Here is a 25,460-nt window from a genome sequence, read left to right on the forward strand (position 1 = left end):
TGCATATCACCAGTGACGGATACGTTCCCGCTACACTTAAGCCGGATTTCCAACGAGACAAAGGTAGTAACTATGCGCAAAAAAGCATCCAAGGCGGCCCGGGGGCTCTCCCTCCTGGCCGTGGCGGCACTCGCTTTGACGGCCTGCGGCGGTTCGGACAACGCCGGCAGCAACGGCAGCACCGGCAGCGCCAGCGGCGCGGGTAGCGATCTGCCCCTGGTCCAGGCCGGCACGCTGACCGTTTGCTCCGACATCCCCTACCCGCCGTTTGAGTTCGAAGAGGGCGGGAAGTACACGGGCTTCGACATCGACCTGGTCACCGAGATCGCTTCGGATATGGGCCTCGAAGTGGCCATCCAGGATGTCGGCTTCGACGCCCTGCAGTCGGGCGTCACCCTTGCCGCCGGCCAGTGCGACCTCGGCGCCAGCGCGATGACCATCACCGAGGACCGCAAGAAGAACATCGCCTTCTCCGACCCCTACTACGACTCGCTGCAGTCGCTGCTGGTTCCGGAGGGCTCCGACATCAAGGCAATTGCAGATCTCTCCGGCAAAAAGGTAGGGGTCCAGCAGGGCACCACCGGCGAGACCTACACCCGCGAGAACGCGCCGTCTGACGCGGAAGTTGTCGCTTTCCCGTCCGACGCCGAGATGTTTCAGGCCATCCAGGCCAAGCAGGTCGATGCCCTGCTGCAGGACCTGCCGGTGAACATCGGCCACGCCAAGGACGGCAAGTTCACCTTGGTGGAGGAGTACAAGACCGACGAGGCCTACGGCTTTGCGGCGAAGAAGGAAGGCTCCGAGGCCCTGGTCTCGGCCGTCAATGATGCCCTCTCGACGCTGCGCGACAACGGCAAGTACCAGGAAATCTACGACAAGTACTTCACCGAGTAGTACGCCCTCCGGCCCCCGTTCCGGTGCGCCAGCGCCGGAACGGGGGCCGCCGACTTACAGCTGGAAGGCATCACCAGTGAAACCTTCGACCCGCCGCCGACTTTTCCGCGGGGTCCTCTACGCGATCTTCATAGCCGCCGTGGCCGTCGTTGTCCTGCTCGCCGATTGGCAGGCCATCCAGACGAGCTTCCTTAATCCGGAAGTATTCAGCGAGCAGTTCCCTGAAATCATCACCATCGCGGCAAAGAACACCGTCGTCTACACCATCATCGCCTTTATTGGCGGCCTGCTCCTGGGCCTCCTCCTGGCGCTCATGAAGCTCTCCCCGGTGGCCCCCTATCGCTGGGTGGCGACCGCCTACATTGAACTGTTCCGCGGCCTGCCTGCCCTGCTGGTGATTTTCGGCTTTGCCTTCGCGGTCCCCATCGCCTTCCAGTGGCGTCCGCCGGGTGGCACTGCGGGCGCTGGCCTGATCGCGCTGATCATCGTCTCAGCCGCCTACATGGCGGAGACCATCCGCGCCGGCATCGAGGCCGTTCCGTCGGGCCAGCGCGAGGCTGCCCGCTCGCTGGGCATGAACCCGAGCTGGACCATGGTCTCCGTGGTGCTGCCTCAGGCGGTCCGCATCGTCACCCCGCCGCTGACCAACGAGCTGGTCATCCTGATCAAGGACACCTCCCTGCTCTTCATCGCCGGGATGGCCCTGAGCCAACGCGAACTCACCACCTTTGCGCGCGACGGCGTCTCCCAGTTCGCGAACGCCACTCCCCTGGTTGCCGCGGCCCTCATGTACCTGATCATTACCTTGCCGCTCACCCAGCTGGTTGCCTGGCTGGAGAGACGCAACAAGAGAAGCCGGTAACCCCATGACTGAACAATCCCTGCGCCCGGACCTGCCCGCCATCGAGGTCAGGGACCTCTGCAAGAACTTCGGCAGCAACGAGGTCCTCAAAGGCATCGACTTCCACGTGAACCAAGGCGAAGTGGTCTGCGTGATCGGACCGTCAGGTTCGGGCAAGTCCACCCTGCTGCGTTGCGTGAACCGGCTGGAAGAGCCCACGAGCGGCACCATTTTGGTGGAAGGTGTCGACATCACCGACCAAGAGACGGACCTGGACAAGATCCGTACCCGGATCGGCATGGTGTTCCAGCAGTTCAACCTGTTCCCGCATCTGAACGTCCTGGGCAACCTCACGTTGGCCCAGCGCCGGGCCAAGCGGCGCGGCAAGGCCGAAGCTATGGACGTTGCCCGGAAGAACCTGGAGAAGGTGGGCCTGGCCAACCGCGAGAACGCCTATCCGGCCCAGCTCTCCGGCGGCCAGCAGCAGCGCGTCGCCATCGCACGGGCACTGTCCATGAACCCGGACATGATGCTCTTCGACGAGCCCACCTCCGCGCTGGACCCGGAACTGGTGGGCGATGTCCTCGCGGTCATGCGCCAACTGGCGGACGAAGGCATGACCATGATGGTGGTGACCCACGAGATGGGCTTCGCCCGTGAGGTCGGCGACCGCGTGGTCTTCATGGACGGCGGCGTGGTGGTGGAGCAGGGCAAACCCGAGGACGTCCTGGGGAACCCGCAGCACGAACGCACTAAGGCGTTCCTCTCGAAGGTCCTCTAGCCCGGCTCAGCCAGTAACACAGCCCAGTAGCTACAGCTCAACTAGCTATAACCTCAACCCAACAACTCGGAAGTGGCGGTCGCAATAGCGGCCGCCACTTCTGCGTGGAGGCTGCGCAGCCGGCTTCGGTCCGTCCGAACTTCCACCACGCTGCGCCCGGTCACCGGCTCGGACAGGACGGTGTCCAGCTCATCGGCGTCCTTGACCAGCCGGTGCTGGACCCGGTAGCCAGCCGCCAGCGAGGCGAGGTCCGCCCGGTGCGGGGTGCCGAAGAGGCGTTCGACGGCGGACGCGTACGATGCCTGCTCCCCCACCTTCCCGTGTTCCAGGGTCGAGAAAATCCCGCCGCCGGCATCGTTGACCACCACGATCTGCAGGTCGGGCTCCGGCTCCCCCGGTCCGAGCAACAGCGACCCGGCGTCGTGCAGGAACGTCAGGTCACCCATGAGTGCCCTGGTTCCGGTTCCTGTCCCCAGTGCGATGCCCGACGCCGTGGCCACCGTCCCGTCGATGCCCGCCAGCCCGCGATTGGCGTGCACGAAGGCATCCGGTATGTCGATCGGTGTGCCGGCCAGGTCTACGTCGCGGATTGGGTTGGAGGAACCCAGCACCAGCCGGCCGCGGGTATTCAGCCATACCGACCGGCCCACCCGCAGCCCGGTGAGTGCCGGTTCGGCGTCCAGCACGTGGATCAACGCTACATCGGCGGCCCCGGCTGCCTGTCGCCACAGTTGCAGCCAGCCGTCCGGACCCGATCCGGCGAAAAGGGACAGGTCCTCAGGCTCGGAGATGACACGTTCGCGACGCCGCCCCGGTTCGAACCAGGCGACCGGTTCGGGCTGGTACAGCGCAGTTTGCACGTCTTCGCGCGCCAGCAGCGCGGCGACCGGACGGGACAACGTGGGCCGTCCGAAGACCACCACCCGCTCGATCTGCGTCCCGAATCGGCCCAGCAGCATGCGGTAGGGGCCAACCGCGTTCGGGCCGAAGCGCGCGTTTGAGGAGGGCTCAGCCAGCAGGGGCAGCCGGTGGGCGCGGGCGAAGGCCTCAGCCACGGCTCCGGCACCGTGGCCGGCGACCACTACCGTGCGGCGTTGGTCGGCGGCGTAGACGGCCGGTTCGGACAGGCTCTCCGGCCAGTTGCTGGTCCAGCCAAGTTCCCGCCCATCCGTCGTCGGGGGCGCCGCCGTGGGCGTGCCGCTAGGTTCCGCTGTCAGCGTGACGGAAGCACCGACGTCGTCCTGGCCGGTGAAGTCGAGTTGCTGCCGGTCCGGCGCCGGCTGCCGACCCGGGTCCAGCTGCTGCTCCTGCGCCGGGAACAAGGGATCGCGGAAGGGCAGATTGATGTGCACCGGACCCACCGCGCCCTGGTGCGGGCCGAGGTCGGCCGGCGCCGTGGGCTGTCCAGGCGATGGCGTGGCTGCCAGCGCGCGAAGGTCGGCCGGCGCCGGAGGCAACGGAATGCCTTTGGCACAGAGCAGGCTGGTGCGGATAGCATCCGTCGGATCATCGCCGGCCGGAATGTCGACGGCGGAGCGCACGTGGATGCCGAAGAGGCCGGGTTGGACCGTGGTCTGATTGGCCCCGGTGCCGCGCATTTCCTCCGGCCGGTCGGCGGAGATCACCAGCAGCTCCACCCCGGCGTGGTTGGCTTCCATCACGGCCGGCAGCAGCTCGCCCACGGCTGTTCCGGACGTGGTGACTACGGGGACCGGACGCACCGAGCCCAGCGAGAGCCCGAGCGCGGTGAAGGCCGCCCCGCGCTCGTCAATGCGCACATGCAACCGCAGTTCGTCGCGGGTTTCCGCCTCGGCGAGCGCATAAGCAAGCGGGGCGCTGCGGGAACCAGGGGCGATGACGACGTCGCGCACGCCGCCCCACACCAAGGCCCTCACGGCCAGGCGGGCGGCTTCCATCGAGCTCAGCTGCGCAGTCACCCCCTCATGGTAAGCAGACGGCCACGTCCGGGTGGACATGGCCGTCTGTTAGCTCCGGTCGCGGCAGAGCTCCTGTCGCGACAGCCTGCGTCAGGCCGCCGCTTCACGGCCGTGCAAGGCTAACGCTTCACGTGCCCGTTCTTGCCCTTGAACATCTGGATCACGGCCGGGCGGGGCAGCGCGGCGTCGCCACGCTTGGCGCGGCGGCCTTCCTGGACGTAGTCCGGGAACAGCGAGCGCTGCGCGCCCCAGCTGCCGTCCTCGCCCGGGTGCTGGACCGCGACGAAAACCAGTCCGTCGTCGTCGTGAATCAGCGGCCCGCAGGTCTCGGCATCGATCGGCACGGCCATGAACTGCTCCACCTTGCCGCGTTCGTTTCCTTCCAGTGTGACGCGGAAGAGGGCGTCGTTGCGCTGGATGGTGCCAGGCTGGCCGTCGGTGGAGACCCACAGGTTGCCGGCGGAATCGAAGGCCAGGTTGTCCGGGCAAGAGATCGGCTGCACCTGGTCTGCCGGGTAGCCGCCGAAGTAGACGGATTCGTCCACGGCCGGGTCGCCGGCCACCAGGATCACGCTCCAGGTGAACTCGGTGGAGGTCTGGTCGCCGGTCTCGGTCATTTCGACGATGTGGCCGTGGCGGTTGTTGGCCCGCGGGTTCGGCTCATCCACCTGCGCGCGGGTCCGGGAGGTGTTGTTGGTGCACGCCATGTAGATCTTGCCGGTGGCGGGATTGATCTCAACATCCTCCGGGCGGTCCATCTTGGTGGCGCCCATCGCGTCGGCTGCCAGGCGGGTGTAGACCAGCACCTGGTCGATGCCCATACCCGGCACCAGGGACTTACCGTCGCGGGTCAACTGGATCCAGTGCCCGGTTCCGTCGAACGCGCCGTCGGAGGGCAGCACGCCGGAACCGTCGATCTGGTTCTGCGGCGAGTTGCCCTTGAAGCTGGCCACGAAAAGGTCGCCCTCGGTCAGCAGGGTCATGTTGTGCTTCTTGTCGCCCTCGCGGTATTTGCCCTTGGAGACGAACTTGTACAGGTAGTCGAAGCGCTCGTCGTCGCCGGAGTAGGACACCGCGTGACCGGAGGCTGCGATGGTCACGTTGGCGCCCTCGTGTTTGAAGCGGCCCAGCGCGGTGTGCTTGCGCGGGGTGGACGTCGGATCGAACGGATCGACCTCCACAATCCAGCCGAACCGGTTGTCCTCGTTCTTTCCTTCAGGACGGTCGGTATCAAAGCGCGGTTCCGGAATGTGCCAGCCGCGCGACGGGTTGGCCGAGGTCAGCCCGTACCGGCGCTGCTCGGCGGTCGGCGCCGACACCTTGAAGTACTGGTTGAAGTTCTCTTCGCCCGAGAGGACGGTGCCCCAGGGAGTGGTGCCGCCCGCGCAGTTGTTCTGCGTGCCCAGCACCATGCGGCCCGTGGGATCGGCCTGGGTCTTGAGCAGGTCCGAGCCGGCGGCCGGACCGGTCAGTTCGTATTCGGTGTCCATCAGGAACCGGCGGTTTAGGTCGGCGCCCCGGACGTACCGCCACGGCTGGCCCTTGCCCTTGCGCTCCAACTCCACCACAGACAGTCCGTGCGCGGCCATCGCCACCTCGCGCTGGCGCTCAACCGGCATGTCCGGCGGGAACATGATGCCCTCGTTGGTGTATTCGTGGTTGGCGAACAGCACCGCACGCTTGCCGTTGCTGCCCGGAATCTCGATGATGTCCAGGTAGTCGTTGTTGTAGCCGAACTGGCCCGACTGGGACTCCTTGGTCTGGTTCTCCGGGTCGAACTCCGGGGTGTCATTGAACAGCGGGTCGCCCCAGCGGATTACCGGGTCCCAGTTGTAGCCCTTAGGGACCACCACGTCGTCCACGTTGTTCGGCACAGCCTTGATGCCGTCGAACTTCAGCTTGCTGCGGTTCCCCGCGACCTGTCCGGCCTTGGCGGCCGGGGCGAGCCCGACCTGCGCCTCGGCGGCTGCTGCCCCGCCGCCGAACATCAGCGCCAGCGCGCCCGCGCCGCCCAGCCCCATCATCCGGCGGCGGGAGTACTCGGCCGAGACAATGTCCCGGAAGTAGTTGTTCTCCGAAGTGTTGCAAACGCCCTTGGCGCAGGCGTTGTCGCACTTGAGCGCGCAGGTCACGGCGCTGCGCTTCCCGGACACATGGCCCAGCATCGGCAGGTAGCGCTTCTTGGTATCGGTCACGATTTTCGCCTTCCACATTCAATCTGTCGGTTCCCTCCCTCAGCGTTTCGATTGAAATCGACCGGAAGGCCGAGTGCTGGTGAATTCTCGGCCAACACTGGACAAAAAACCTGACCTTCGCTTCCCGTTGTGCCGCCGGAGAAGCGTTGACCTGTGATACAACGACAGGGTCAGAACGGTGGTGGTGCGTTCGGGTCGGTGTCCTCGTCGTCAGGCAGTTCGATGCCGCCCAGGGTTCGCTTGCCGCCCAGGGTCCGCCTGTGCTTCCCTTCCCCGGTTCCGGCGGTGTTGCGTCTGCTGCTGGCCGCGCCGTCGCCCTCTACTTGGGCTTCGCTCTCACCATCGTGACCGCTCTCGCCATCAACTTCGGCTTCGCCACCGCCGCCCGCGGCGCGGGGCAGGAGTGTGTCCCAGCCTTCATCCGGGAAGGTGGTCTTGCGGTGCCCTGTGCGCGTGGTCCACGTGACTTCACCGTTCGGACCCGCCTCAGCACTGGACTCACCGGCGGTCTTCGCCGCATGATGCGCCGCGCATAGACATTGCAGGTTCTCCAGCACGGTCAAGCCGCCGTCTTCCCACGCGATCACATGATCGATCTCGCAGTATCGTGCTGCCCGGCGGCAGCCGGGGAACCGACAGTGCCGGTCCCGGATGCGGACGAGCCGTTTCAGCCATTCGGGCGGGATCCGCAACTTCCTGGCCGCAGCGATTGCTTGGCCTTGGTCATCTGTCAGCACCAGCAACCAGGATTTCGCCAACTGGGAGAGTTGCCGGCCCATGTCTGGCGGAATCGGTCCGTACCCGGCGAGGTCTCCGGGCTCCTCGCTGAGCCCCAGCATCGTGGTCAGCGGCATCGTGACCAGCATCCCAGGCCCCGCACTGCCGGCACTCCCCCGTGCCGGTTCAGGAACCAACTTCGTGCTATCTGCCGGTGCGGCCTGTTCGCCAACCGGCACCGTGGGTGCAATCGCTGCAGTCGCCACCGCCGCGTCGGACAGCAGCAGATCGGAGAACACATCGGCCCGCAACTGCGGAAGAGTCCGTTTTTCCCCGGGACCTTGGAGGGATCGGGCGGTGGACTGGATCCGGTCGAAGACCAGATGGGCCTTGTCAGCGCTCATGCGGACCCATAGCTCGGCCATGCCGTCGTCCTGATTCGTCAATTGCATGTCCCGGGATTCGTTCGCACGCCGGTGCCGCTCTGATAGCGACTCCGGGTGCAGCCGGTCGCGCATCCTCCGGGCCCGCGACCTCACGGAGTCCATGGTGATGTCCCCGGCGCCAGGTAGCACTGCGGCTTCGAAATCCTCAAGACATTCCGCCGGCAGATCGGCGGAGCCGCGGGCCAGGGCTTTCGCCCGTGCTAGGTCGAGGTCACCGGAGCTCATGGCTTGGAGCGTTCCCGGTAAGTTCGTGCAGATGTGCCGAGCGTCTGCCAGCATTACCCTCGCTGCGGCGTCCCCCGTGGACAAGTGCGCCGAAATCTCCTGCGGCGCGAAACGGGAGAAACCTTCCGGATCCCGGTCCCCGCCCTGCCCGGTCCGCAGCAGCGCGAAGCGGTTCAGCGCCTGTATCTGGCACGATTGCACCCAAGCGTCCACTCGAGCGGCAGCCTTCAGGTAGTCGATCGCCTGCGCATCATCCAGCGCCACAGGATCCACTACGGCGAGCAGACCGGCCAGCTCAGCCGGTATGCCCGCGCCATCCTCCGGTATCAACGGATCATTGCTAGTGTCTTCCGGAGCCGAGGCCCCGAGACCATCAGCGGTTTCGCTGGCTGCGGTGGCGAGGCAGCCTCCGGCGGCTCCGGGCGAGACGCGGTAGCGCCGCAGGAGTGCATCTGCCAGAACGTGTTGCAGCAGCGCTTCCAGCAGCGAACTGTCCGGACGCGCGGGAACACCAAGATCCATCACCAGTCCCTCACCTGGAACCGGAAGCTGGAGCTCTACGTCCTCGCTGTCCACATGTTCACGCTATCGGCTGCCTCGGACGTTTTGGCGGCGGAAAAAATGGCTCTACAGGAGGAGCTGGAGGATGGTTAGCGGGAAACGAAAGGGCGTTTCCCCAATGCTGAGGAGCGCTGGGGGCAGCAGCTAAACGGGGCCGGCGAATGGGCGGCGGCGCCGACAAGTCACCTTTCCTACACAAGGCCCAAAGGTCCCGCAGCCTAGCCGCTCTCGCCACTCTCGCCGCTAGATCAGGCCTCCAGCAGCCGGTAGGTCCGCGCCAGCCGGTCCAGCCACCACTGCCTCCGGTCCTGCGGCGCGGCAAAGCGGTCCAGCAGCGCCGGATCCGGCACCACTTCACGCACCGGCAGCCGCCCGGCCACGGGCACGAGCGATTGCGCGGTGACGTCCCCGCCCATCAGGGACACCGTGGCCAGGCCGCAGGCGTACGGAAGGTCCGGCAGTGCCGCGGCCAGGGCCACGCCGGCGCGGATCCCCACGGAGGAATCCAGGGCAGAGCTGACGACGGCGGGGAGGCCGGCTTGGGCGACGATGTCCAGTGCCCGGCGCACTCCCCCCAGCGGCTGCACTTTGACCACGATCAAATCGGCGGCCTTTTCGCGGGCCACCCGCAGCGGGTCGGAGGCTTTGCGCACGCTTTCGTCGGCGGCGATGGGCGTTTCGATGCCGCGCCGGCGCAGTTCGGTCCGGACGGCGCGCAGGCCGGCGATATCCGGCACCGGTTGCTCGGCGTATTCCAGCGAGTACTCGGCCAATCTGGTCAGCGCGTCGACGGCCGCCGCGACGTCCCATCCGGCGTTGGCATCCACCCGCAGCACGGCGTCGGGAGCGGCGGCCCGCACGGCCGCCACGCGGGCCACATCCTGAGCGATGTCCTGGCCGGTCTCGGCAACCTTGATCTTCACCGTCTGCGCCCCGTCGTAGCGGGCCAGCACGCCGGGCACCTGCTCCGGCGTCACCGCGGGAACGGTGGCGTTGACGGGAACGCTGTCACGGACCGGCGCCGGGAAGCCCTGCCAGCCCGCCTCCACCGCAGCGGCCAGCCACGCGGCGGCCTCGGCGTCGTCGTACTCAAGAAAAGGCGAGAATTCCGCCCAGCCCGCCGGACCTTCCAGCAGCAGCACCTCGCGCTCCGTCACCCCGCGGAAGCGAACTTTCATGGGCAGCGAAACCACGCGTGCGGTGGCCAGCAGATCGGCGAGCTCGGGCAGATCGTGGTGCCTCGAGAGGTCTGGAAGCTGGTGCGGTATCATCATTCCCACTGTACGGCTGGCGGCCCCTCCCCGGACGCTGCCAGCATTGTGTGCGACCCTTGAATCGATGACTTCACAGCGTTCCAGCCTCCGCCCCCGGACCGCCTCCCGCCGTCCGGCAGCGCATGCTCCCGCCCTTTTTTGGCTGGGGGCGCTGTTGTGCGCGGGCGCTTTCGCGCTGAACTATTACGCCTTCGTCCGGACCACCACCGGGCAGTTCGCTGATGAATCAGCCTGGGCGGAGGCGGAGTCCGGCTGGCGGCTGGGCCGGGGAGTTTTCCTCGACTTCCTGGACCTGCTGCCGGACGTCTCCGTGGCCGTGGCGGCCGCCGTGCTGCTGGTAGTGGCATTAGTACGACGGCGGTGGGTCCCCACTGCGGTCGGCGTCGGCGTGGTCGCGGCGTCGGCAGCCACCACCTGGATCCTGAAGAACTTGATCCTCGACCGGCCTGACCGCGGTGTGCCGACGCTGGAACACAATTCGTTGCCGTCCGGGCATACGACCATCGCCGCTGCCGCGGCCCTGGCCATCTTCCTGGTGGTATCGCCCCGCTGGCGCCCGTTCGCCGCGGCGGCGGGCGGTTTGTATGCCGTGCTGGCCGGCGCGGCCACCTTGATCAACGGCTGGCACCGGCCGGCGGATGTGGTCGCGGCCTTTTTGGTGGCCGGTTTCTGGGCCTTGGCTGCCGGTCCCTTCGTGCTGCGGCACGGCAACGACTGGAACGTCTGGTCAGGCTACGGAAGTTTCTGGGCGGCGTCCGTCTGGTGGCCGCGGCTGTGCTGGCTGCTGGCCGTGCTGGGAATCGGCGTGGCCGCCGGCCTGTACCTGCTCGCGCAACAGCTAGGTGCCGCCGCGGTCCCGGGCGAGGGCAGGATCCCGTTCTTCTTCTGGGCCGGCATGGGCCTGATCACCGGCACCGGCATGCTGCTCAGCGCCTTATTGACGTGGCTGTTCGGCTTCCAGTCCCGTAAGCACTGAGGCGGCGCAGGCCATCAACGCCGCTACCTTGAGCTGAGCTGTTGCTTCTGGGTTACCTGCGGTGCGCGCGGGATCCAGTAGCCCAGGGCGACCGCGCCCAGGATGGCGAGCCCCGCCGTCGTCCATATCCCGACGGAGAGCGAGACGAGGGCGGTGACGGCGCTGAGCAGCGCGGGGCCGCCCATGACGCCGGTGTCCGTGACCAGCCGCCACAGGCCCAGGAACTGGGGGCGTCCCGCCGCCGGAGCGTGGTCGGCGCCGAGCGTCATCACGATCCCGGAGCCCATCCCGTTTCCCACGCCCATCAGCAGCGCCGCAAGCAGCAGCGCGGTGAAGCCGGTGGTGAACGGTACCCAGATCAGGCCCGCAGCCATGATGGCCATGCAGGGCACCGCCGTCCAGATCCGACCCTTGACGTCCATCAGCTTGCCGGCCGGGTAGAACAACAGCATTTCCACGGCGCCGGACATGCCGTAGATCAGCGACGCCGCCGAGGCATCCAGGCCCAGGTTCTCGGCCCAGAGCGGCAACACCGCCTGCCGCGAGGCGCGGACGGCACCGACCAACATCACCCCGATGCCTATGGTGGCGAAGGTCCGCCAGTGGCGCGTGAAGGTGCTCCGGATGGTCACCGGCGGTGCGCCCGGCGCCGTCGTCCTCGCCGACTCGAAGTCCGGCACGGTCAGCGAGAGCGCCGCCGCCAGCACCATGGTCACTGCGCCCAGCCAGAACGCCGCGGGGATGCCGCCCAGCGCGATGGCCGCGGCGGCCAGGAACGGGCCGGCGAAGATGCCGATCCGGTGGGTCCCGCCCAGGGTGGACATGGCGCGGGCGCGCAGGTGGTGCGGCACGGCCGCGGTCAGGTAGGACTGCCGGGCCAGATTGAACACGGATCCCGCCATCCCCACCATGAAGATGGCCGCGGCGAAAAGCGGCAAACCGGTGGCGGTCGCGCCGAGCACCATGGCCGCCATCGCCCAGACGGCTGCCGCGACCAGGGCCGTCCGTTCGCCGAACCGTGCGGTGAGGGACGACGCCGGCAGGTTGGTCAGCAGCGAGGCGAGCCCGACGACGGTCGTCATCAGGGCGGCCACCGCGAAGCTGGCGCCGAGGTCGTGGGCCCGCAGCGCGATCACCGGGGCGATGGCGCCCATGCCGACGCCGTACAGCACCGACGGGCCGAAGGCCGGAATCGCTATCTGGCGGAGGCTGAAATCCCCCGGGCCGCTCACCTGTTGGCTTTGAGCCGCTGCAGCAGGGAGCGGGACTGCACCGGACCGTAGGGCAGGATCGGGATGGCCTTGGTGGCGTCCGCGGGGGTGTCACGGCTGGCCTGTTCCCCCATCCGGACGGCCAGGGCCATGGTCTCGCACATGTTCTTCACGAAGGCGTCGCTGACGGTCTGGCCGTGGCCGGGCACCAGCACGTCGTACTCGTGGCGCAGGCCGGAGATCCGCCGCAGCGTCTCGACCCATTCGCGGGGATAGGAGTCCTCGAAAGCCGGCGGCGCGCCTTGCTCCACCAGATCGCCGGCGAACAGCGTGCTGGGCGAGCCGACCAGCAGGTCGCCGTCGGTGTGGCCCAGACCCAGATGGAAAAGCTTGACGCTGACCCCGCCCAAGTCGACGGTGGTCTCCGTGTCCACCAGCCTGGTGGGGATCCTGATGGCGGTGTATTGGCCCTCGGCCGCCGCCATTTCCGGTTCCGTTTCCGCGACGGCTGCCCGTTGCAGCGCACCGTTCTCGGCGATGTCGTGCGCACAACTGCGGTGCGCGTAAAAATCCTGCACGCCCTGGGCTGCGAAGTAGTCGTTGCCGAAGACGTGGTCATAGTGGAAGTGCGTATTGACGACGGCGAGCGGCAGCTTGGTCAAGCGGCGTACCGCTGCGTAGATCCGCCGGGCCTGCCGCGGGCCTGCACCGGTATCCACTACCAGGGCCTTGTTCTTGCCGATGACCAGACCGCTGTTGAGCAGGTACTCCGGGGTCCGGATCACGTAGTTCCCGGGCGCAACCTGCACGGTCTCCGCCGGTTCGCCGGTCGTGTCCTCTGATCGGGCGGCATCGCTCATCCGGCCGTCATCCTCCATCGCCTCGCTTACCGGCCACGCAGATGGCGCGGCCTTTCCCTGCTACCGTACCGCGCCGGCCCCTTCGACCGAACGGTGGCACACTGGGTCGCGGCACCGGCCGCGCCCCCCGCGCAACGAGCCCATTTTTCAGTACTCGTGGGCGTGGCGGACTTCCTCGTGGATTTCGCCGAACGGCACAGAGTCGTCGACGTACGCCTGCACATGCTTGGATCCCATGCCGCGGATCGAGATGCCGTGCTCCCCATCGGCAGCCGATTCAAGGAACACCGGCCGGAGCGCCTCGGCATGGTGTGCAGACAACCCGGCGAGATACTTTTGGTACGCCTCTGGCAGAGTGATCATGCCTAAGGTTAGCGTCCAGCGGAACGGGTCAGCTAGGGAAATTTTCCGAAGCTTTCCCGCAGCACAGGCCGGAACCGGGCCCGCGATCAGCGATAGCGGGCCCGGCAACCGTCAGAGATCGGCGAGCACGCTGCCGGGGTTTTCGATGGCGTCCGCAACGTAGCGCAGGAAGCCGCCGGCCGTGCCGCCGTCGCACACGCGGTGGTCGAAGGCCAGCACCAGTTCGGTGACCTTCCGGACGGCGAGCTCGCCATTGACGACCCACGGCTTGTCGATGATCCGGCCGACGCCGAGGATAGCCACCTCGGGGTAATTGATGATGGCGGCGCTGCCGTCCACACCGAAGACCCCGTAGTTGTTCAGCGTAAAGGTACCGCTGGTCAGCTCGGCGGGTGTGGCCTTGCCATCACGCGCGACGGCGGTGAGCCGCCTGATCTCGGCGTCGAGCTGGCGGGCGCTGAGCTGGTGCGCGTTGCGGACGCTCGGCACCATCAGACCGCGGTCGGTCTGGGCCGCGAAGCCCAGGTTGACTCCGTCGAAGCCGACGATCTCTTCGCCTTCCAGCCGGGTGTTCAGCTCCGGGTACTTGGCCAGGCCGGCCAGCACGAACCGCGCGATGAAGGCCAGCAGCCCCGGGGTGTTCTCCGGGTCGCGGCGCTTCAGGTCTGCACGCATTTGCAGCAGCGCGGTGGCATCCACGTCCACCCAGACGGTGGCTTCGGGGATTTCCGTGCGGCTGCGCGACATCGCCTGCGCCACGGTCTTGCGGACGCCCTTCATCGGCGTGCGGGCCGAGATGCCGAGGCCGGTGCGTGCATCGGTGCCCAGGGCTGTGCCGGCGGTGGTCGATGGAGGCGCGCCAGCGACGAGTAGAGACCGGTCGGCCACCGCGGCACGGTCGGTGCCGAGTGAAGACCGGTCGACCACCGGGGCTTCGGTGAGCGCGGCCTCGACGTCCTTGCGCAGAATCATGCCTTCAGGCCCGGTGCCGGAAATGTCGGTCAGGCGAAGGCCGGCGTCGCGGGCCAGTTTGCGGACCAGCGGCGAGATGACCAGCGGGGCTGTGCCGCGGATCTCCTCGCGGGTCACCACGCGCTCGCTGGCGCTCGCCTGGTCGACCACCGGGGCGCTCGCTTGGTCGACCACCGGGGCGCTGGCCACCGCAACGCGGCCGGTCTTGGGCTTGCGGGTGCGCTTGGAGCCGGCCGACCCGCCGGGGGTTCCGTAGCCGATCAGCACGTTGCCGGAGCCGGATTCTGCCGCTTCTCGATGGGCCGGCTCCTTGATGCCGGCGCGTTCCTCGTTGCGGTAGGCCTCGCCGTCGGGGTGGGCCGGAGTCTCCCCCGCCTGCGGCGCGGCTCCAGCGGGACCCGATGCACCGCCGTCGTGCACGTAGCCCGGCGCATCCACGGAGATGAGGGGCTTGCCCACATCCATGGTGTCCCCGGCGGCTCCGTGCAGCACCGCGACCGTCCCGGCGTAGGGGCTGGGCACCTCCACCATGGACTTGGCGGTCTCCACTTCGGCCACCGGCTGGTCCACGCGGATCTCGTCGCCCACCTTGACCAGCCAGTTGACCAGCTCGGCCTCGGTCAGGCCTTCGCCGAGATCTGGCAGCTTGAATACTTGTCGGGTCATGGCTACGCGTCCTCCCACTGCAGTTCGTCCACGGCGTCCAGGATGCGGTCCACGCTGGGCAGGTAGAAGTGCTCCAGCTTCGGCGCCGGGTACGGAATGTCGAAACCCGTCACGCGCAGGACCGGGGCGGCGAGCGAGTGGAAACAGCGTTCCTGCACCCGAGCCACGATTTCCGACGCGACCGAGGCGAAGCCGGGGGCTTCGGCGACGACGACGGCGCGGCCGGTCTTGCGCACGGAGGCCATCACGGTCTCGTCGTCGAACGGAACGATGGACCGGATGTCGATAACCTCCAGCGAGCGGCCTTCCTCTGCGGCGGCCGCCGCTGCCTTCATCACGGTGGGCACGGACGGTCCGTAGGTGATCAGCGTGGCGTCGGTTCCCTCGCGGGCGATGACTGCTCGGCCAATGCTGGAGTCGGCGGGCGCAGCCGTCGGCTCGGGTCCGTCGGTCCGGTCCAGCGCCGGGGTCCCCCAGCGCGACTGCAGGGCCTCGAGGTCCAACTGCTCTTTGGAGAAGTAGAGCTTCTTCGGCTCCAGGAACACCACCGGGTCCGGGAAGCGGATGGCTTCGCGGAGCATGGTGTAGGCGTCCTCCACGGTGGCCGGCGCCACCACGGTCAGCCCGGGGGTGTGCGCGTAGTACGACTCCGAGGAGTCGCAGTGGTGCTCCACGCCGCCGATCCCACCGGCGTAGGGAATCCGGATGACCATCGGCAGCTTGACCTTGCCGCGGGTGCGGTTCGGCATCTTGGCCACGTGCGAGACCACCTGCTCGAACGCGGGGTAGGCGAAGGCGTCGAACTGCATCTCCACCACCGGGCGCAGTCCGTTCATCGCCATGCCGATGGCCATGCCCATGATGCCGGATTCGGCCAGCGGGGTGTCGAAGCAGCGTTCCTCGCCGAATCGTTGAGTCAGCCCGTCGGTAATGCGGAAAACCCCGCCCAGCGGGCCCACATCTTCACCGAAGACGACGACGGAGCGGTCGGCTTCCATTTCATCGGCCAGTGCCGTGTTCAGCGCCTTGGCGAACGTCATTGTTGTGCTCATGGTGTGTCCTTCGGTGGGCGGCGGTCAGGCCGACTCGCGCGAGAGTTCATCGCGCAGCATGGCGGCCTGCTCGCGCAGCTGGCTGGTCTTTTCGGTGAAGACGAAACGGAACAGGTCCTCCGGGTCCACTTCGGTCTCGGCGTTGAGCCCGTCGCGCATCTGGGCGGCCACCTTTTCGGCCCGGCCAGCGATCTCCTCTTCCAGCTCCTCGGTCAGGACGTTCAGCTCCTTCAGGTAAGCCCGCAGGCGCACCAGCGGGTCCTTGGGCGCCCACTCGGCCACTTCGTCGTCGGTGCGGTAGCGGGTGGCGTCGTCGGCGTTGGTATGCGACTGCATCCGGTACGTGTGCGCCTCCACCAGGGCCGGCCCGCCGCCTTCCCGGGCGCGGTCCACCGCCTTGCCCAGCACGGCCAGCAGCGCGGCGGTGTCGTTGCCGTCCACGCGCTCGCCCGGCATGCCGTAACCGATGGCCTTGTGCGCCAGCGACGGCGCCACGGTCTGCTTGTTCAGCGGGACGGAGATGGCGTACTGGTTGTTCTGCACAAAGAACACCACCGGAAGGTGGAACACTGCGGCAAAGTTCAGCGCCTCGTGAAAGTCGCCTTCGCTGGTGGCCCCGTCACCGCAGAGAGCGACGACGACGGTGTCCTCGCCTTTGAGCTTGGCCGCGTGGGCCACGCCCGCGGCGTGCAGCAGCTGGGTGGCCAGCGGCGTGGCCTGGATGGAGACTTTGTGCTCGTACGGGTCGTAGCCGCCGTGCCAGTCACCCTGCAGCAGGGTCAGGCTCTGCACCGGGTCAACGCCCTTGGCGATCACGGCCACGGTGTCGCGGTAGGTCGGAAACAGCCAGTCGTCCGCGCCGATGCAGAGCGCGGAGGCCACCTGGCAGGCTTCCTGCCCGTGCGAGGACGGGTAGACGGCCAGCCGGCCCTGGCGGACCAGGGCATTGGCCTGGTCGTTGACGCGGCGGCCCACCACCAGCTCGCGGTACGCCTTCAGCAGGGCCTCGCCGTCGGGCAGCGGGTACTTGTCGTTGTGCACGTGCAAGCCATCCGGATCCACCAGCTGCACGGGCTGGCCGGAGGGCAGCATGTAGGCCTCGGCGGTGACCGGATCGTCCATGCCGGCGCGGCGGGACGGATCGGCCATCGATCCCTCGATCGGGTTACCGGTTGAGATAGTCATGGTGTCTCCCTCGAATCCTTGGTCGGCCGCGGCGGTGTTGCCGACCTTGCCGGGCCACCCGGCCATACTGCGGGGGCCGCTGCCTGAAGAAACTGTGTAGCTTTAGTATGGGATTCGGCTACTTTTCGTATCCACTTCTGCGGCAAAACGTGGAAAATTTGCCTGATCCGCCGTAGCCTTGGAGACAAATTGTCAGTGTGAGCTGGATAACCCCACGAGGTGTAGACGTATGGCAGAGAGCGCCGCGGTGAAAGTCCCCCAGTTGGACGATATTGACCGTCGGATCTTGGCGGAGTTGACCCGGGATGGCCGGCTGTCCGTGACCGCGGTGGCCGAGAATGTGCACATCTCCCGCGCCCACGCCTACTCGCGGATCTCGCGCCTGACCGAGGCCGGCGTGCTGACCAAGTTCACCGCCCTGGTGGACCCGATCAAGGCCGGCCTGAAGGCCTCCGCCTACGTGACGTTGAAGCTGCGGCAGCACTCCTGGCGCGAGTTGCGCGAGGCCCTGCGGTCCATCCCCGAGGTGCACCACATCGCCCTGGTCGGCGGGAACTTTGACGTCATCCTGCTGGTCCGCGCGGTGGACAATGTGGACCTGCGCCGGGTCATCTTCGACCAGATCCAGTCCATGCCCGGCATTTTGGACACCCAGACGTTCCTGGTTTTCGAGGACCTGGATACCCGCTGAGCCGGCCAGCGATCTGGTCAGCCGCCCCGCTGGCTGTCAGCCGCCTGGCTGTCAGTCGCCTGGCTGTCAGTTGCCTGGCTGTCAGTTGCCCTGGCTCCTGCGCGCCTCGACCTCTTCAATGTTGCCCGTCTGGACCTCGCCCGCACGCTCGTAGACCAGCCCCACCGCCCCTTTCTCGAAGGTGCGGGCCGGGCCGACCAAGCGGAACGACGCCGGAATAGTGCCGGAGCCAAAAAGCCGCTTCCCGCTGCCCACCGTGACCGGATACAACCAGAGGTTGAGACGGTCCACCACGTCCTCGGTGAACAGCGACTGCAGTAAGTCGCCGCTGCCGAACAAGTGCACCTCATCATGCCGTTCGCGCAGGTGCGCGGCGGCCATGGCGTTGGGCAAGGCGGTGGTGCCCGCCCAGGACGGCTCGGTAAGCGTGGTGGACACGACGTACTTCGGCACCGCGTTGAATTTCACCGCGATCGGAGAGTCCTCGCCCGCCTTCGGCCAGTAGCCCGCGAAGATGTCGTATGTCTTCCGCCCGAGCAGCAGCGCGTCGATGCGGTCGATGACGGCGCCCATCGCTTCCCCGGATTCTTGATCGAAGAACGGCGCTTGCCAGCCGCCATAGCCGAAACCGTCCTCCTGGTCCTCGTCGACCGCGCCCGGCGCCTGGTACACGCCGTCGAGGGTGAGGAACATGTTGGCCACGATGATGCCCATCGGTCATCCCTCCTCCGGCGCTGGGCGGCTGCCCCGACGCGCCGTTCCCATCCTGCTCGCGCCGCCGCACGGTTGTCCAGCCCCCGGCGCTGCGCGGCCGCCCTCGCAACGGACCTCCATGTTTTTGTGAAGCCGGGGCGTGTTTGGCCATGCCCGCGGCGAAGGCCGGTAATCTTCGAAAACACAACGAGCACGTCAGCGGGGCCTTCGGCCCCGCGTCTCGGATCCGGTTTCGAACAGCACGGCTTCGTGGCATGTGAGAGAAAGGCATGATGTGTCAACTGGCGTTGGCCCGCGGCTGGTCGCCGCAGCACGCTTACAAGCCGGAATCGCTCCGTGCCCGCTGCTGTGGGATGTCGCGGAATTCCTCCGCTGCCGATACGCGGCCGAACCGTTGCCGGTGGAGGGCATCACTGATCAGGACTATGCCAACGACGAGCACGTCAATGAGGGTCTCGTCGCTGCCCTGTACACGATCACGGATGAGTCCATCATCCGCAGCATTTCTTCTCCCTTGGAACTGGAGATGTTCGCACCCGATGAGGACGAGCCTGACACCTATCCGGTTAAACCCGGTTTGGAGTTCTACAGCCGGCTGAATGAGGAACACGGCACTCTCCAGCGGGTTACAGTGCTGCTGGAGCACGAGGCCGGCGACCCGGACCGCGTAGGTAACTACCGGGTGTACGGATCGGGTCAGCTGCTCCGGGAGCTGCTGTGGGCCGCTACGGGGGTACTGCCTCTTGACACCGGCGTACCATCTGGAGCGTTGTATACCCAGTCTGTCGAGCACTTCGCCAACCGAGATCCACGCAGCGACGGCTGAATTGCGAGCTCAGTACTCCCACCGTCGCTCGGGGTACTAAGCAAGAATAACAACGACAGAAGGAGCACCATGAACGCTGACGACGTCTGGAACCGCGCGGTGGACTACGACTACGACGGTCCGCTGGCCGAGGGCGACCGAGCACTGCGGGATCTGCTGCTGCTCGACGGCATGGCGCAGAACGGCGGCTTGCTCCATGCCGTGGAAGGTCTGGAGCCCGAAGAGCTGGCCGCGGCGGTGGCCGGCTACCGCTGGTTCGGGCTTGATGTATTGGCGGACGGGATCGAATCGACCGCCGCCGAGGCGGCCCAGGCCAAGACGCTGGCGCAGCAGGAGGTTTTGGAAGAACGAGCCAATGACCTCTACTACGGGGAACACGGTAGCGACCAGATCGACCCGGCGTTCAGCGCCAAGCTGGCCGAGCGTCCCGACGCCTTCGCGGCGACCGCCGGGTAAGACGGGCCACCGCACCGCTTATCCGTCGCCCTGATCCATGCCGGTTGAGTCTCGCCGGAAGCGGCCCGGCTGCACCAGGTTCTGCGGAGCCTCACCGGCGGCGACGGCCGCCAATTGCTCCTGGAGGAGCCGGACGATCCGCGGTTCGAACGCCGTGGTATCGCCGCCCAAGTGCGGGGTGATCAGCGCGTTGCCGGCCCGCCACAACGGGTGGTCCGGTGGCAGCGGTTCGGGATCGGTGACATCCAGGGCGCAGCTCAGCCGGCCGGAGACGACTTCGGCGGTCAAGGCCGCCGTGTCGACCACAGCCCCGCGCGCAACGTTGACCACCAGCGCACCGTCCGGGAGGGCCGCCAGTACCGCGGCATCAATCAACCCGTGGGTGGAGTCGGTCAGCGGTGTGATGACGACCAGCACTTCGTGGAACGCGGCAAGCTGCTCCAGTTCCGCGGTGCCGTGGACGTGGCCCTCGCCGTCGTCGCGGGCGTGGGTTCCGACCCGGGTCAGCTGCACCTCGAAAGGCTTCAGGCGGCGGGCGATTTCCCGGCCGATGCCACCCACGCCCACCAGCAGGACCTTCCGGTCGGCCAGGGAGAGCCGGCGCTCATGGCGCCACCGTGCCTCGGGCTGGTCCCGGGCGGCAATGTCGATTCCGCGCAGCGAGGCGAGCATCAAACCGACGGCGAGTTCGGCGGTCGAGGCGGCATGCACCCCGGCGGCGCTGGCGATCGCGACGTCCGGACCCACCACTGCGGCGATTCCGTCGACGCCGGTGGTCTGGGTCTGCACCAGCTTCAGGTTTTGCAGCTTCGCCAGTTGCGGAAGGGCGCCGGCAGTGTCCGGATACGGCAGGACCACGGCGTCGAATTCGTCTAATCGCGCCCCGTCCGGTTCGCCGTCGAAGTCCCAAGAGACGGCCTTTATTCCGGCCGGAAGCGGTCCCAACGCAGATAGCAAATCCGGGTCCGGGATGGCAACGGTCCAGTCAGCCGCGTTTGCGTCGGTCGGTTTGGCGCTCATGGAGCCATCCTGCCAGAGCCAGCGAGGTCTGGCAGGAGCTGGCCCCTCAGCCCTTGAAGACCGGCTTGCGCTTCTCTTGGAAGGCCTTGAAACCCTCAGCGTAGTCGTCGCTCTTGCAGAGCCGGCCCTGAGCGGCGTTCTCCTCTTCGGTGGCCAGCCAAAGGCCGAGCCGCTGGTCGCGGATGTTGGCCACCAGGTCCTTGGACGCACGGAACGCGCCGGTGGCGCCGTGGGCGACCTTGCCGACGATGCCGCGGGTGGTTTCCAGCAGTTCGTCCGACGGCATGGCGCGGCTGAACAGCCCGGCCCGCACCGCTTCCTCTCCGCTCATCAGCTCGGCGGTGTAGATCAGGTCCAGGGTGCGGTGCGCGCCGAGCCGCTCGGTGAACAGCCAGTGCCCGCCGGAGTCCAGGGTGGCCCCCAGGTTGGCGAACGGGGAACCGATCTTCGCCGAATCGGCAACGTACACCACGTCCGTGGCGATCAGCAGGCCAAGCCCGACGCCGAGGGCGGCACCTTGCGCCGCGGCGAACGTGGGGGCGGGGAATTCCGCCATTTTCCGCAGCACCGGGGTGACGACACCGGATAGGTAGCCGTAGGCATCGTCAGTGGCCGGATTCACCTGGGAGATGTCGCGGCCCGCGCAGAACCCGCGGCCCTCGCCGCGGAGCAGCAGCGCGCGGACGCCGGCGGCAGCGGCGTCGTCGTAGGCCTTGCCCAGATCCATCACCGCCTGCTCATCCAGGGCGTTCATCTTGCCGGGCGCATTAAGCACCACTTCGGCGACGTTGTCCTCGATGGACAGTTCGATCATGCTCATGCGTGGTTCCTCTCGGGTCCGCTCGCGTGGTCTCCACGCGCTCGCTGGCGCTCGCTTGGTCGACCAACGGTATCGTCAGCTCGCTGGGTCGAACCACCGGTATTGTCAGCTTGGTCGACTACCGGGTGAAATCGTTGCTAGGCGTCGTAGTCGACGGTGATCTCTTCGCTGGTCGGGTGGGTCTGGCAGGTGAGTACGTAACCGCGCTCGATCTCGTCCGGCTCCAGCGCGTAGTTCTCCTCCATGGTGAACGTCCCGGAGACCACCTTGGCGCGGCAGGTTCCGCAGACGCCGCCGGCGCAAGCGAAGGGGACGTCCGGGCGGACCCGCAGCGCCGCGTTGAGCACCGACTCGCGGGCGTGCTTGGGCGAGGCGACCTTGCCGGTCAGTCCGTCGAGGGTGAAGGTAATGTCGTAGTTGTCCGCGCCGGGGTCTACCTGCACCGGGCGGCCGATGTTGCCCTGAGGCTTGGTCGGCTCGCCCGTGGAGAACAGCTCGTAGCGGATCTTGTCCGCCGGTACGCCGCGCTCGGCCAAGGTGTCACGGCACAGCTGCACCAGTTCGTACGGGCCGCAGAGGAACCATTCGTCCACGTCGTCGGTGCGCAGCACGTTGTCGAACAGGCTGGTGAGCTTTTCCGCGTCGATGCGGCCGGAGAGCAGCGGCGAGATGCGCTGTTCGCGGGAGAGCACATGGTGCAGCGCGAACCGGGTGGGGTACTTGTCCTTCAGATCCGCCAGTTCCTCCACGAACATCACGTCCATGGCTGCCTTGTTCGCGTACACCAGGTCGAACCGGACGTTGGCGTTGGCGGCCAGCACTGTCCGCGCAATCGAGATCACCGGGGTGATCCCGGAGCCGGCGGCGAACGCCACGAAGGTGGCCTCGACGTCGGTGTTGATCTGTTCCGGATGGTTGATTTCCGTCATCTGGTGCTTGGAAATGAACGCGCCTGCGGGGCTCATCACGTCCAGCACGTCCCCGGCCTTCAGGTTATCGTTGGCCCAATTTGAGAACAGGCCGCCAATGTCGCGTTTGATGGCCACGCGGATCTCGCCCGGCTTCGGTTCCGCGCAGATGGAGTAGCTGCGGCGGATTTCCTGATCCTGCAGCGTGGTCCGCAGCGCCACGTACTGCCCGGGCACGTAGTCGAACTGGCCCTGCAGCTCCTCCGGCACGGCGAACGTGACCTCCACGGCCTCGTCGGTGAGCTTGCGGACCTCGGCGACGGACAGCGGGTGGAACGTGCCGCGGCGCTTGGCCGCCGGGGCCTCCGTGGTGGAAGTAGTCATCTAGAGCACCTTGAAGTAGTCGAAGGGTTCGTGGCAGTCATTGCACTGGTACAGCGCCTTGCAGGACGTGGAGCCGTAGCGGGAAAGCTCGCGGGTGTTGAGCGAATTGCAGAGCGGGCACTTGACGCTCAGCCCCAACTTGACCGGGCCGGTACGGATCGGCGCGGTGCCCGACGGCGGCGCGATGCCGTATTCGTTCAGCTTCGCTTTGCCCTCGGCCGTCATCCAGTCCGTGGTCCAGGCCGGGGCCAGCACCAGCTTCACGCGGACGTCGGCGTAGCCCTGGGTTGCCAGTGCGCTGACGACGTCTTCGCTGATGGCATCCATTGCGGGGCAGCCGGAATAGGTCGGGGTGATGGTCACCTCGACGGCCGGCCGGCCGCCGTCGTCGGTTTCATCCAGCACTGACACGGACCGCAGGATTCCGAGGTCCTCGATGGTCAGCACCGGGATCTCCGGGTCGCAGACGGTGGCCGCGACATCCCAGGCGCGGGCCGCCTCGGTTTCGGCGGGCCGCTGCGCGGTGTTAGTGGACATGAATCGCTCCGTTGTTCCGAAAAGTACCGTTCCGAAAGGACCGGCCCGGCGTTACCAGGTGGCGCCGGGATGTTCGCGGGCCAGCACCTGCATCTCGGCCAGCAGGTAGCCCAGGTGCTCGCTGTGCTTGACGCGGGTCTTGTCCGTCATCGCGGGCTGGACGTCCGGGACCTCCAGGGTGGCCTCCGCGAAGACTGCGGCGATGTAGGCATCGAAGCTTTCGCGCAGTTCCGAGGGCCGCACGGCGATGCCGCCCAGGCGGTCGATCAGGTCGTCGTCCTCGAACAGCTGCTGCACGTACGGCCAGACGGACATGAATCCGGCGGCGATCCGGCGGTGCGACTCTTCGGTGCCGTCGCCCAGGCGCAGGGTCCACTGCTCGGCGTGGTCGCGGTGGTAATCCACTTCCTTGACCGCCTTGGCCGCGATGGCCGCCAGGGTTTCGTCCTGCGAATCGACCAGCCGTGAGTACAGTTCGTGCTGGTAGGCGGCGATGACCAACTGGCGGGCGATGGTCCTGCCAAAGTCGCCGTTGGGCTGTTCCACCAGGTAGCTGGAGCGGAACTCGCTCTCGCCTCGCCAGTAGGCCAGATCGTCTTCAGACTTGCCCCAGGCGGAGCCTGCGTAGGTCAGGAAGGACCGGGCGTGGCCGATCTGGTCCAGGGCAATGTTGCCCAGCGCGACGTCTTCTTCCAGCTCCGGTGCGCGCGAGATCCACCAGCCCAGGCGCTGCGCCAGGATCAGGGCGTCATCGCCCAGGCGCAGAGCGTATTCGGCGACGTCCTCGCTGGCCTTGTTGCCTTCGGTCACCTGCTGGGCAATGTCTTCCGGCCGCAGGGCATTGCCCGGCGTGATCCGGGTAGCGCTTTCGCCGCTCACAGGTGCTTCACCCCTTCGCTCTTGGTGTAGTACGTGGCGTGGCGGTAGTCCTTGCCCTTGGGCGACTCAAAGAATTCGCCCTTCGCGTCCGGATCGCTGGCCACAATGGCCGACGCCGGCACCACCCAGAGCGAAACGCCTTCGTTGCGCCGGGTGTACAGGTCCCGGGCGTTGCGAACGGCCATCTCGGCGTCCGGGGCGTGCAGCGAACCCGCGTGCACGTGGGAGAGCCCGCGGGAAGAGCGGACGAAAACTTCCCACAGCGGCCAAGGCTGCTTGTCCGACAAAGCCGGATTCTCCTCGGGCGCCGGTTTGACCGGCTGGGCCATCGAGGTCTGGTCTCCTGTTGCCATCTAGGCCACCTGTGCTTTCTGTGCCTTCTTGGCCGCGTAGGCCGCTGCTGCTTCGCGCACCCAGGCGCCGTTCTCATGTGCCTCGCGGCGGCGTTCCATCCGCTGCGCGTTGCAGGGGCCGCGGCCGGCGAGGACTTCGTAGAATTCGTCCCAGTTGAGTTCGCCGTGTTCCCACAGGCCGGTTTCCTCGTTGTAGCGGATCTCGTCGTCCGGCAGGGTCAGGCCCAGGACCTTTACCTGTTCCTGGATCATGCCGACAAACCGCGAGCGCAGCTCGTCGTTGGAGAAGCGCTTGATGTTCCAGGCCATCGACTGCTGCGAGTTCGGCGAATCGGTGTCGGTGGGGCCGAACATCATCAGCGCCGGAGCGTAGAAGCGGTTGACCGCATCCTGGGCCATCTGCTTCTGCGCCGGAGTGCCGTTAGCCAGTTCCAGCAGGATCTCGAAACCCTGCCGCTGGTGGAAGGACTCTTCCTTGCAGATGCGGACCATCGCGCGGCCGTACGGGCCGTAGGAAGCGCGGCAGAGCGGCACCTGGTTGGCGATAGCGGCGCCGTCGACCAGCCAACCGATGGCACCCATGTCAGCCCAGCTGTTCGCCGGGTAGTTGAAGATGGAGGAGTACTTGGCCTTGCCCGACATCAGCTGCTCGTTGAGCACGTGGCGCGGGGTGCCCAGCGTCTCCGTGGCGGAGTAGAGGTAGAGCCCGTGGCCGG

At 67.2% G+C, this 25,460-nt stretch carries 25 protein-coding genes; 7 read left to right on the forward strand and 18 right to left on the reverse strand.

Annotated features, from left to right (window positions below):
* Positions 1 to 72 precede the first annotated feature (72 nt).
* The 3 genes from AC5RWT_RS08115 to AC5RWT_RS08125 all read left to right on the forward strand — a co-directional run bounded on the left by AC5RWT_RS08115 (position 73) and on the right by AC5RWT_RS08125 (position 2,516).
* A complete protein-coding gene (locus tag AC5RWT_RS08115; protein ID WP_494079835.1) occupies positions 73 to 894 on the forward strand; it encodes a basic amino acid ABC transporter substrate-binding protein in 822 nt (273 codons plus the stop codon).
* Between the two features lie 76 nt (positions 895 to 970).
* Positions 971 to 1,756, forward strand: coding sequence for an amino acid ABC transporter permease (locus AC5RWT_RS08120; RefSeq protein ID WP_494079836.1), 786 nt, complete (start codon positions 971 to 973; stop codon positions 1,754 to 1,756).
* Between the two features lie 4 nt (positions 1,757 to 1,760).
* Positions 1,761 to 2,516 (forward strand): amino acid ABC transporter ATP-binding protein, encoded by a 756-nt coding sequence (locus tag AC5RWT_RS08125; RefSeq protein ID WP_494042650.1) that lies wholly within the window; start codon positions 1,761 to 1,763, stop codon positions 2,514 to 2,516.
* A 53-nt stretch (positions 2,517 to 2,569) separates the two neighbouring features.
* On the opposite strand, the gene menD is transcribed toward AC5RWT_RS08125, so the two are convergent.
* From menD to AC5RWT_RS08145, 4 genes are all read right to left on the reverse strand, one after another.
* Positions 2,570 to 4,453 carry a 2-succinyl-5-enolpyruvyl-6-hydroxy-3-cyclohexene-1-carboxylate synthase gene (menD, locus tag AC5RWT_RS08130; RefSeq protein WP_494079837.1) on the reverse strand — a complete coding sequence of 628 codons (1,884 nt, stop codon included), beginning with the start codon at positions 4,451 to 4,453 and terminating at the stop codon, positions 2,570 to 2,572.
* Positions 4,454 to 4,572: 119 nt separating this feature from the next.
* Positions 4,573 to 6,666: a PhoX family protein gene (locus tag AC5RWT_RS08135; protein ID WP_494079838.1), complete on the reverse strand. Its 2,094-nt coding sequence runs from the start codon at positions 6,664 to 6,666 to the stop codon at positions 4,573 to 4,575.
* Between the two features lie 152 nt (positions 6,667 to 6,818).
* Positions 6,819 to 8,612: an HNH endonuclease signature motif containing protein gene (locus AC5RWT_RS08140; protein WP_494079839.1), complete on the reverse strand. Its 1,794-nt coding sequence runs from the start codon at positions 8,610 to 8,612 to the stop codon at positions 6,819 to 6,821.
* A 233-nt stretch (positions 8,613 to 8,845) separates the two neighbouring features.
* Positions 8,846 to 9,868 (reverse strand): o-succinylbenzoate synthase, encoded by a 1,023-nt coding sequence (locus AC5RWT_RS08145; RefSeq protein ID WP_494079840.1) that lies wholly within the window; start codon positions 9,866 to 9,868, stop codon positions 8,846 to 8,848.
* Between the two features lie 67 nt (positions 9,869 to 9,935).
* Between AC5RWT_RS08145 and AC5RWT_RS08150 the strand changes: the two genes are divergently transcribed.
* Positions 9,936 to 10,847: a phosphatase PAP2 family protein gene (locus tag AC5RWT_RS08150; protein WP_494079841.1), complete on the forward strand. Its 912-nt coding sequence runs from the start codon at positions 9,936 to 9,938 to the stop codon at positions 10,845 to 10,847.
* Positions 10,848 to 10,870: 23 nt separating this feature from the next.
* Here AC5RWT_RS08150 and AC5RWT_RS08155 read toward each other — a convergent pair whose 3' ends face one another.
* The 6 genes from AC5RWT_RS08155 to pdhA form a co-directional block, all read right to left on the reverse strand.
* Positions 10,871 to 12,079: an MFS transporter gene (locus AC5RWT_RS08155; RefSeq protein WP_494079842.1), complete on the reverse strand. Its 1,209-nt coding sequence runs from the start codon at positions 12,077 to 12,079 to the stop codon at positions 10,871 to 10,873.
* A complete protein-coding gene (locus AC5RWT_RS08160; protein WP_494079843.1) occupies positions 12,076 to 12,918 on the reverse strand; it encodes an MBL fold metallo-hydrolase in 843 nt (280 codons plus the stop codon). The genes AC5RWT_RS08155 and AC5RWT_RS08160 overlap by 4 nt, the downstream gene beginning before the upstream one ends.
* A gap of 147 nt (positions 12,919 to 13,065) precedes the next feature.
* On the reverse strand, positions 13,066 to 13,281 hold the full coding sequence (locus AC5RWT_RS08165) for a hypothetical protein (RefSeq protein ID WP_494079844.1): 216 nt from the start codon (positions 13,279 to 13,281) through the stop codon (positions 13,066 to 13,068).
* Between the two features lie 111 nt (positions 13,282 to 13,392).
* Positions 13,393 to 14,919, reverse strand: coding sequence for a dihydrolipoamide acetyltransferase family protein (locus tag AC5RWT_RS08170; protein ID WP_494079845.1), 1,527 nt, complete (start codon positions 14,917 to 14,919; stop codon positions 13,393 to 13,395).
* 2 nt (positions 14,920 to 14,921) lie between these two features.
* Positions 14,922 to 15,971 (reverse strand): alpha-ketoacid dehydrogenase subunit beta, encoded by a 1,050-nt coding sequence (locus tag AC5RWT_RS08175; RefSeq protein WP_241914596.1) that lies wholly within the window; start codon positions 15,969 to 15,971, stop codon positions 14,922 to 14,924.
* Positions 15,972 to 15,995: 24 nt separating this feature from the next.
* Entirely contained in the window at positions 15,996 to 17,156 is a 1,161-nt protein-coding gene (pdhA, locus tag AC5RWT_RS08180) for a pyruvate dehydrogenase (acetyl-transferring) E1 component subunit alpha (RefSeq protein WP_494079846.1), read from the reverse strand.
* A gap of 229 nt (positions 17,157 to 17,385) precedes the next feature.
* Between pdhA and AC5RWT_RS08185 the strand changes: the two genes are divergently transcribed.
* Positions 17,386 to 17,847 carry an Lrp/AsnC family transcriptional regulator gene (locus tag AC5RWT_RS08185; RefSeq protein WP_494042661.1) on the forward strand — a complete coding sequence of 154 codons (462 nt, stop codon included), beginning with the start codon at positions 17,386 to 17,388 and terminating at the stop codon, positions 17,845 to 17,847.
* Between the two features lie 81 nt (positions 17,848 to 17,928).
* Here AC5RWT_RS08185 and AC5RWT_RS08190 read toward each other — a convergent pair whose 3' ends face one another.
* Positions 17,929 to 18,561: a dihydrofolate reductase family protein gene (locus AC5RWT_RS08190; protein WP_494079847.1), complete on the reverse strand. Its 633-nt coding sequence runs from the start codon at positions 18,559 to 18,561 to the stop codon at positions 17,929 to 17,931.
* 274 nt (positions 18,562 to 18,835) lie between these two features.
* Here AC5RWT_RS08190 and AC5RWT_RS08195 point away from each other — a divergent pair, with 274 nt between their 5' ends.
* Complete coding sequence (locus AC5RWT_RS08195; protein WP_494079848.1) at positions 18,836 to 19,387, forward strand: hypothetical protein; 552 nt, start codon at positions 18,836 to 18,838, stop codon at positions 19,385 to 19,387.
* Between the two features lie 69 nt (positions 19,388 to 19,456).
* Complete coding sequence (locus tag AC5RWT_RS08200) at positions 19,457 to 19,843, forward strand: hypothetical protein (protein WP_494079849.1); 387 nt, start codon at positions 19,457 to 19,459, stop codon at positions 19,841 to 19,843.
* Between the two features lie 18 nt (positions 19,844 to 19,861).
* On the opposite strand, the gene AC5RWT_RS08205 is transcribed toward AC5RWT_RS08200, so the two are convergent.
* From AC5RWT_RS08205 to paaA, 7 genes are all read right to left on the reverse strand, one after another.
* Positions 19,862 to 20,863 carry a 2-hydroxyacid dehydrogenase gene (locus tag AC5RWT_RS08205; protein WP_494079850.1) on the reverse strand — a complete coding sequence of 334 codons (1,002 nt, stop codon included), beginning with the start codon at positions 20,861 to 20,863 and terminating at the stop codon, positions 19,862 to 19,864.
* Between the two features lie 46 nt (positions 20,864 to 20,909).
* Positions 20,910 to 21,677, reverse strand: a complete 768-nt coding sequence (locus tag AC5RWT_RS08210; RefSeq protein ID WP_494043472.1) for an enoyl-CoA hydratase/isomerase family protein — start codon at positions 21,675 to 21,677, stop codon at positions 20,910 to 20,912.
* Positions 21,678 to 21,820: 143 nt separating this feature from the next.
* Complete coding sequence (gene paaE, locus AC5RWT_RS08215) at positions 21,821 to 22,975, reverse strand: 1,2-phenylacetyl-CoA epoxidase subunit PaaE (protein WP_494079851.1); 1,155 nt, start codon at positions 22,973 to 22,975, stop codon at positions 21,821 to 21,823.
* Positions 22,976 to 23,512: a 1,2-phenylacetyl-CoA epoxidase subunit PaaD gene (gene paaD, locus AC5RWT_RS08220; protein ID WP_494042666.1), complete on the reverse strand. Its 537-nt coding sequence runs from the start codon at positions 23,510 to 23,512 to the stop codon at positions 22,976 to 22,978. It abuts the gene before it with no gap.
* A 51-nt stretch (positions 23,513 to 23,563) separates the two neighbouring features.
* A complete protein-coding gene (gene paaC / locus AC5RWT_RS08225; RefSeq protein ID WP_494042667.1) occupies positions 23,564 to 24,391 on the reverse strand; it encodes a 1,2-phenylacetyl-CoA epoxidase subunit PaaC in 828 nt (275 codons plus the stop codon).
* Positions 24,388 to 24,720, reverse strand: coding sequence for a 1,2-phenylacetyl-CoA epoxidase subunit PaaB (paaB, locus tag AC5RWT_RS08230; protein ID WP_494043473.1), 333 nt, complete (start codon positions 24,718 to 24,720; stop codon positions 24,388 to 24,390). The genes paaC and paaB overlap by 4 nt, the downstream gene beginning before the upstream one ends.
* 24 nt (positions 24,721 to 24,744) lie before the next feature.
* On the reverse strand, positions 24,745 to 25,460 hold a 716-nt coding region (gene paaA, locus AC5RWT_RS08235), incomplete at its 5' end, for a 1,2-phenylacetyl-CoA epoxidase subunit PaaA (protein WP_494079852.1).

Source organism: Arthrobacter sp. Dra40 (assembly GCF_059091905.1).

Coding starts and splice junctions, on each gene's coding strand:
- AC5RWT_RS08115 (WP_494079835.1), top strand. CDS start 73: ATGCGCAAAAAAGCATCCAAGGCGGCCCGGGGGCTCTCCCTCCTGGCC.
- AC5RWT_RS08125 (WP_494042650.1), top strand. CDS start 1,761: ATGACTGAACAATCCCTGCGCCCGGACCTGCCCGCCATCGAGGTCAGG.
- AC5RWT_RS08135 (WP_494079838.1), bottom strand. CDS start 6,666: ATGTGGAAGGCGAAAATCGTGACCGATACCAAGAAGCGCTACCTGCCG.
- AC5RWT_RS08145 (WP_494079840.1), bottom strand. CDS start 9,868: ATGATACCGCACCAGCTTCCAGACCTCTCGAGGCACCACGATCTGCCC.
- AC5RWT_RS08150 (WP_494079841.1), top strand. CDS start 9,936: ATGACTTCACAGCGTTCCAGCCTCCGCCCCCGGACCGCCTCCCGCCGT.
- AC5RWT_RS08160 (WP_494079843.1), bottom strand. CDS start 12,918: ATGAGCGATGCCGCCCGATCAGAGGACACGACCGGCGAACCGGCGGAG.
- AC5RWT_RS08165 (WP_494079844.1), bottom strand. CDS start 13,281: ATGATCACTCTGCCAGAGGCGTACCAAAAGTATCTCGCCGGGTTGTCT.
- AC5RWT_RS08170 (WP_494079845.1), bottom strand. CDS start 14,919: ATGACCCGACAAGTATTCAAGCTGCCAGATCTCGGCGAAGGCCTGACC.
- AC5RWT_RS08175 (WP_241914596.1), bottom strand. CDS start 15,971: ATGAGCACAACAATGACGTTCGCCAAGGCGCTGAACACGGCACTGGCC.
- pdhA (WP_494079846.1), bottom strand. CDS start 17,156: ATGACTATCTCAACCGGTAACCCGATCGAGGGATCGATGGCCGATCCG.
- AC5RWT_RS08185 (WP_494042661.1), top strand. CDS start 17,386: ATGGCAGAGAGCGCCGCGGTGAAAGTCCCCCAGTTGGACGATATTGAC.
- AC5RWT_RS08190 (WP_494079847.1), bottom strand. CDS start 18,561: ATGGGCATCATCGTGGCCAACATGTTCCTCACCCTCGACGGCGTGTAC.
- AC5RWT_RS08200 (WP_494079849.1), top strand. CDS start 19,457: ATGAACGCTGACGACGTCTGGAACCGCGCGGTGGACTACGACTACGAC.
- AC5RWT_RS08205 (WP_494079850.1), bottom strand. CDS start 20,863: ATGAGCGCCAAACCGACCGACGCAAACGCGGCTGACTGGACCGTTGCC.
- AC5RWT_RS08210 (WP_494043472.1), bottom strand. CDS start 21,677: ATGATCGAACTGTCCATCGAGGACAACGTCGCCGAAGTGGTGCTTAAT.
- paaE (WP_494079851.1), bottom strand. CDS start 22,975: ATGACTACTTCCACCACGGAGGCCCCGGCGGCCAAGCGCCGCGGCACG.
- paaD (WP_494042666.1), bottom strand. CDS start 23,512: ATGTCCACTAACACCGCGCAGCGGCCCGCCGAAACCGAGGCGGCCCGC.
- paaB (WP_494043473.1), bottom strand. CDS start 24,720: ATGGCCCAGCCGGTCAAACCGGCGCCCGAGGAGAATCCGGCTTTGTCG.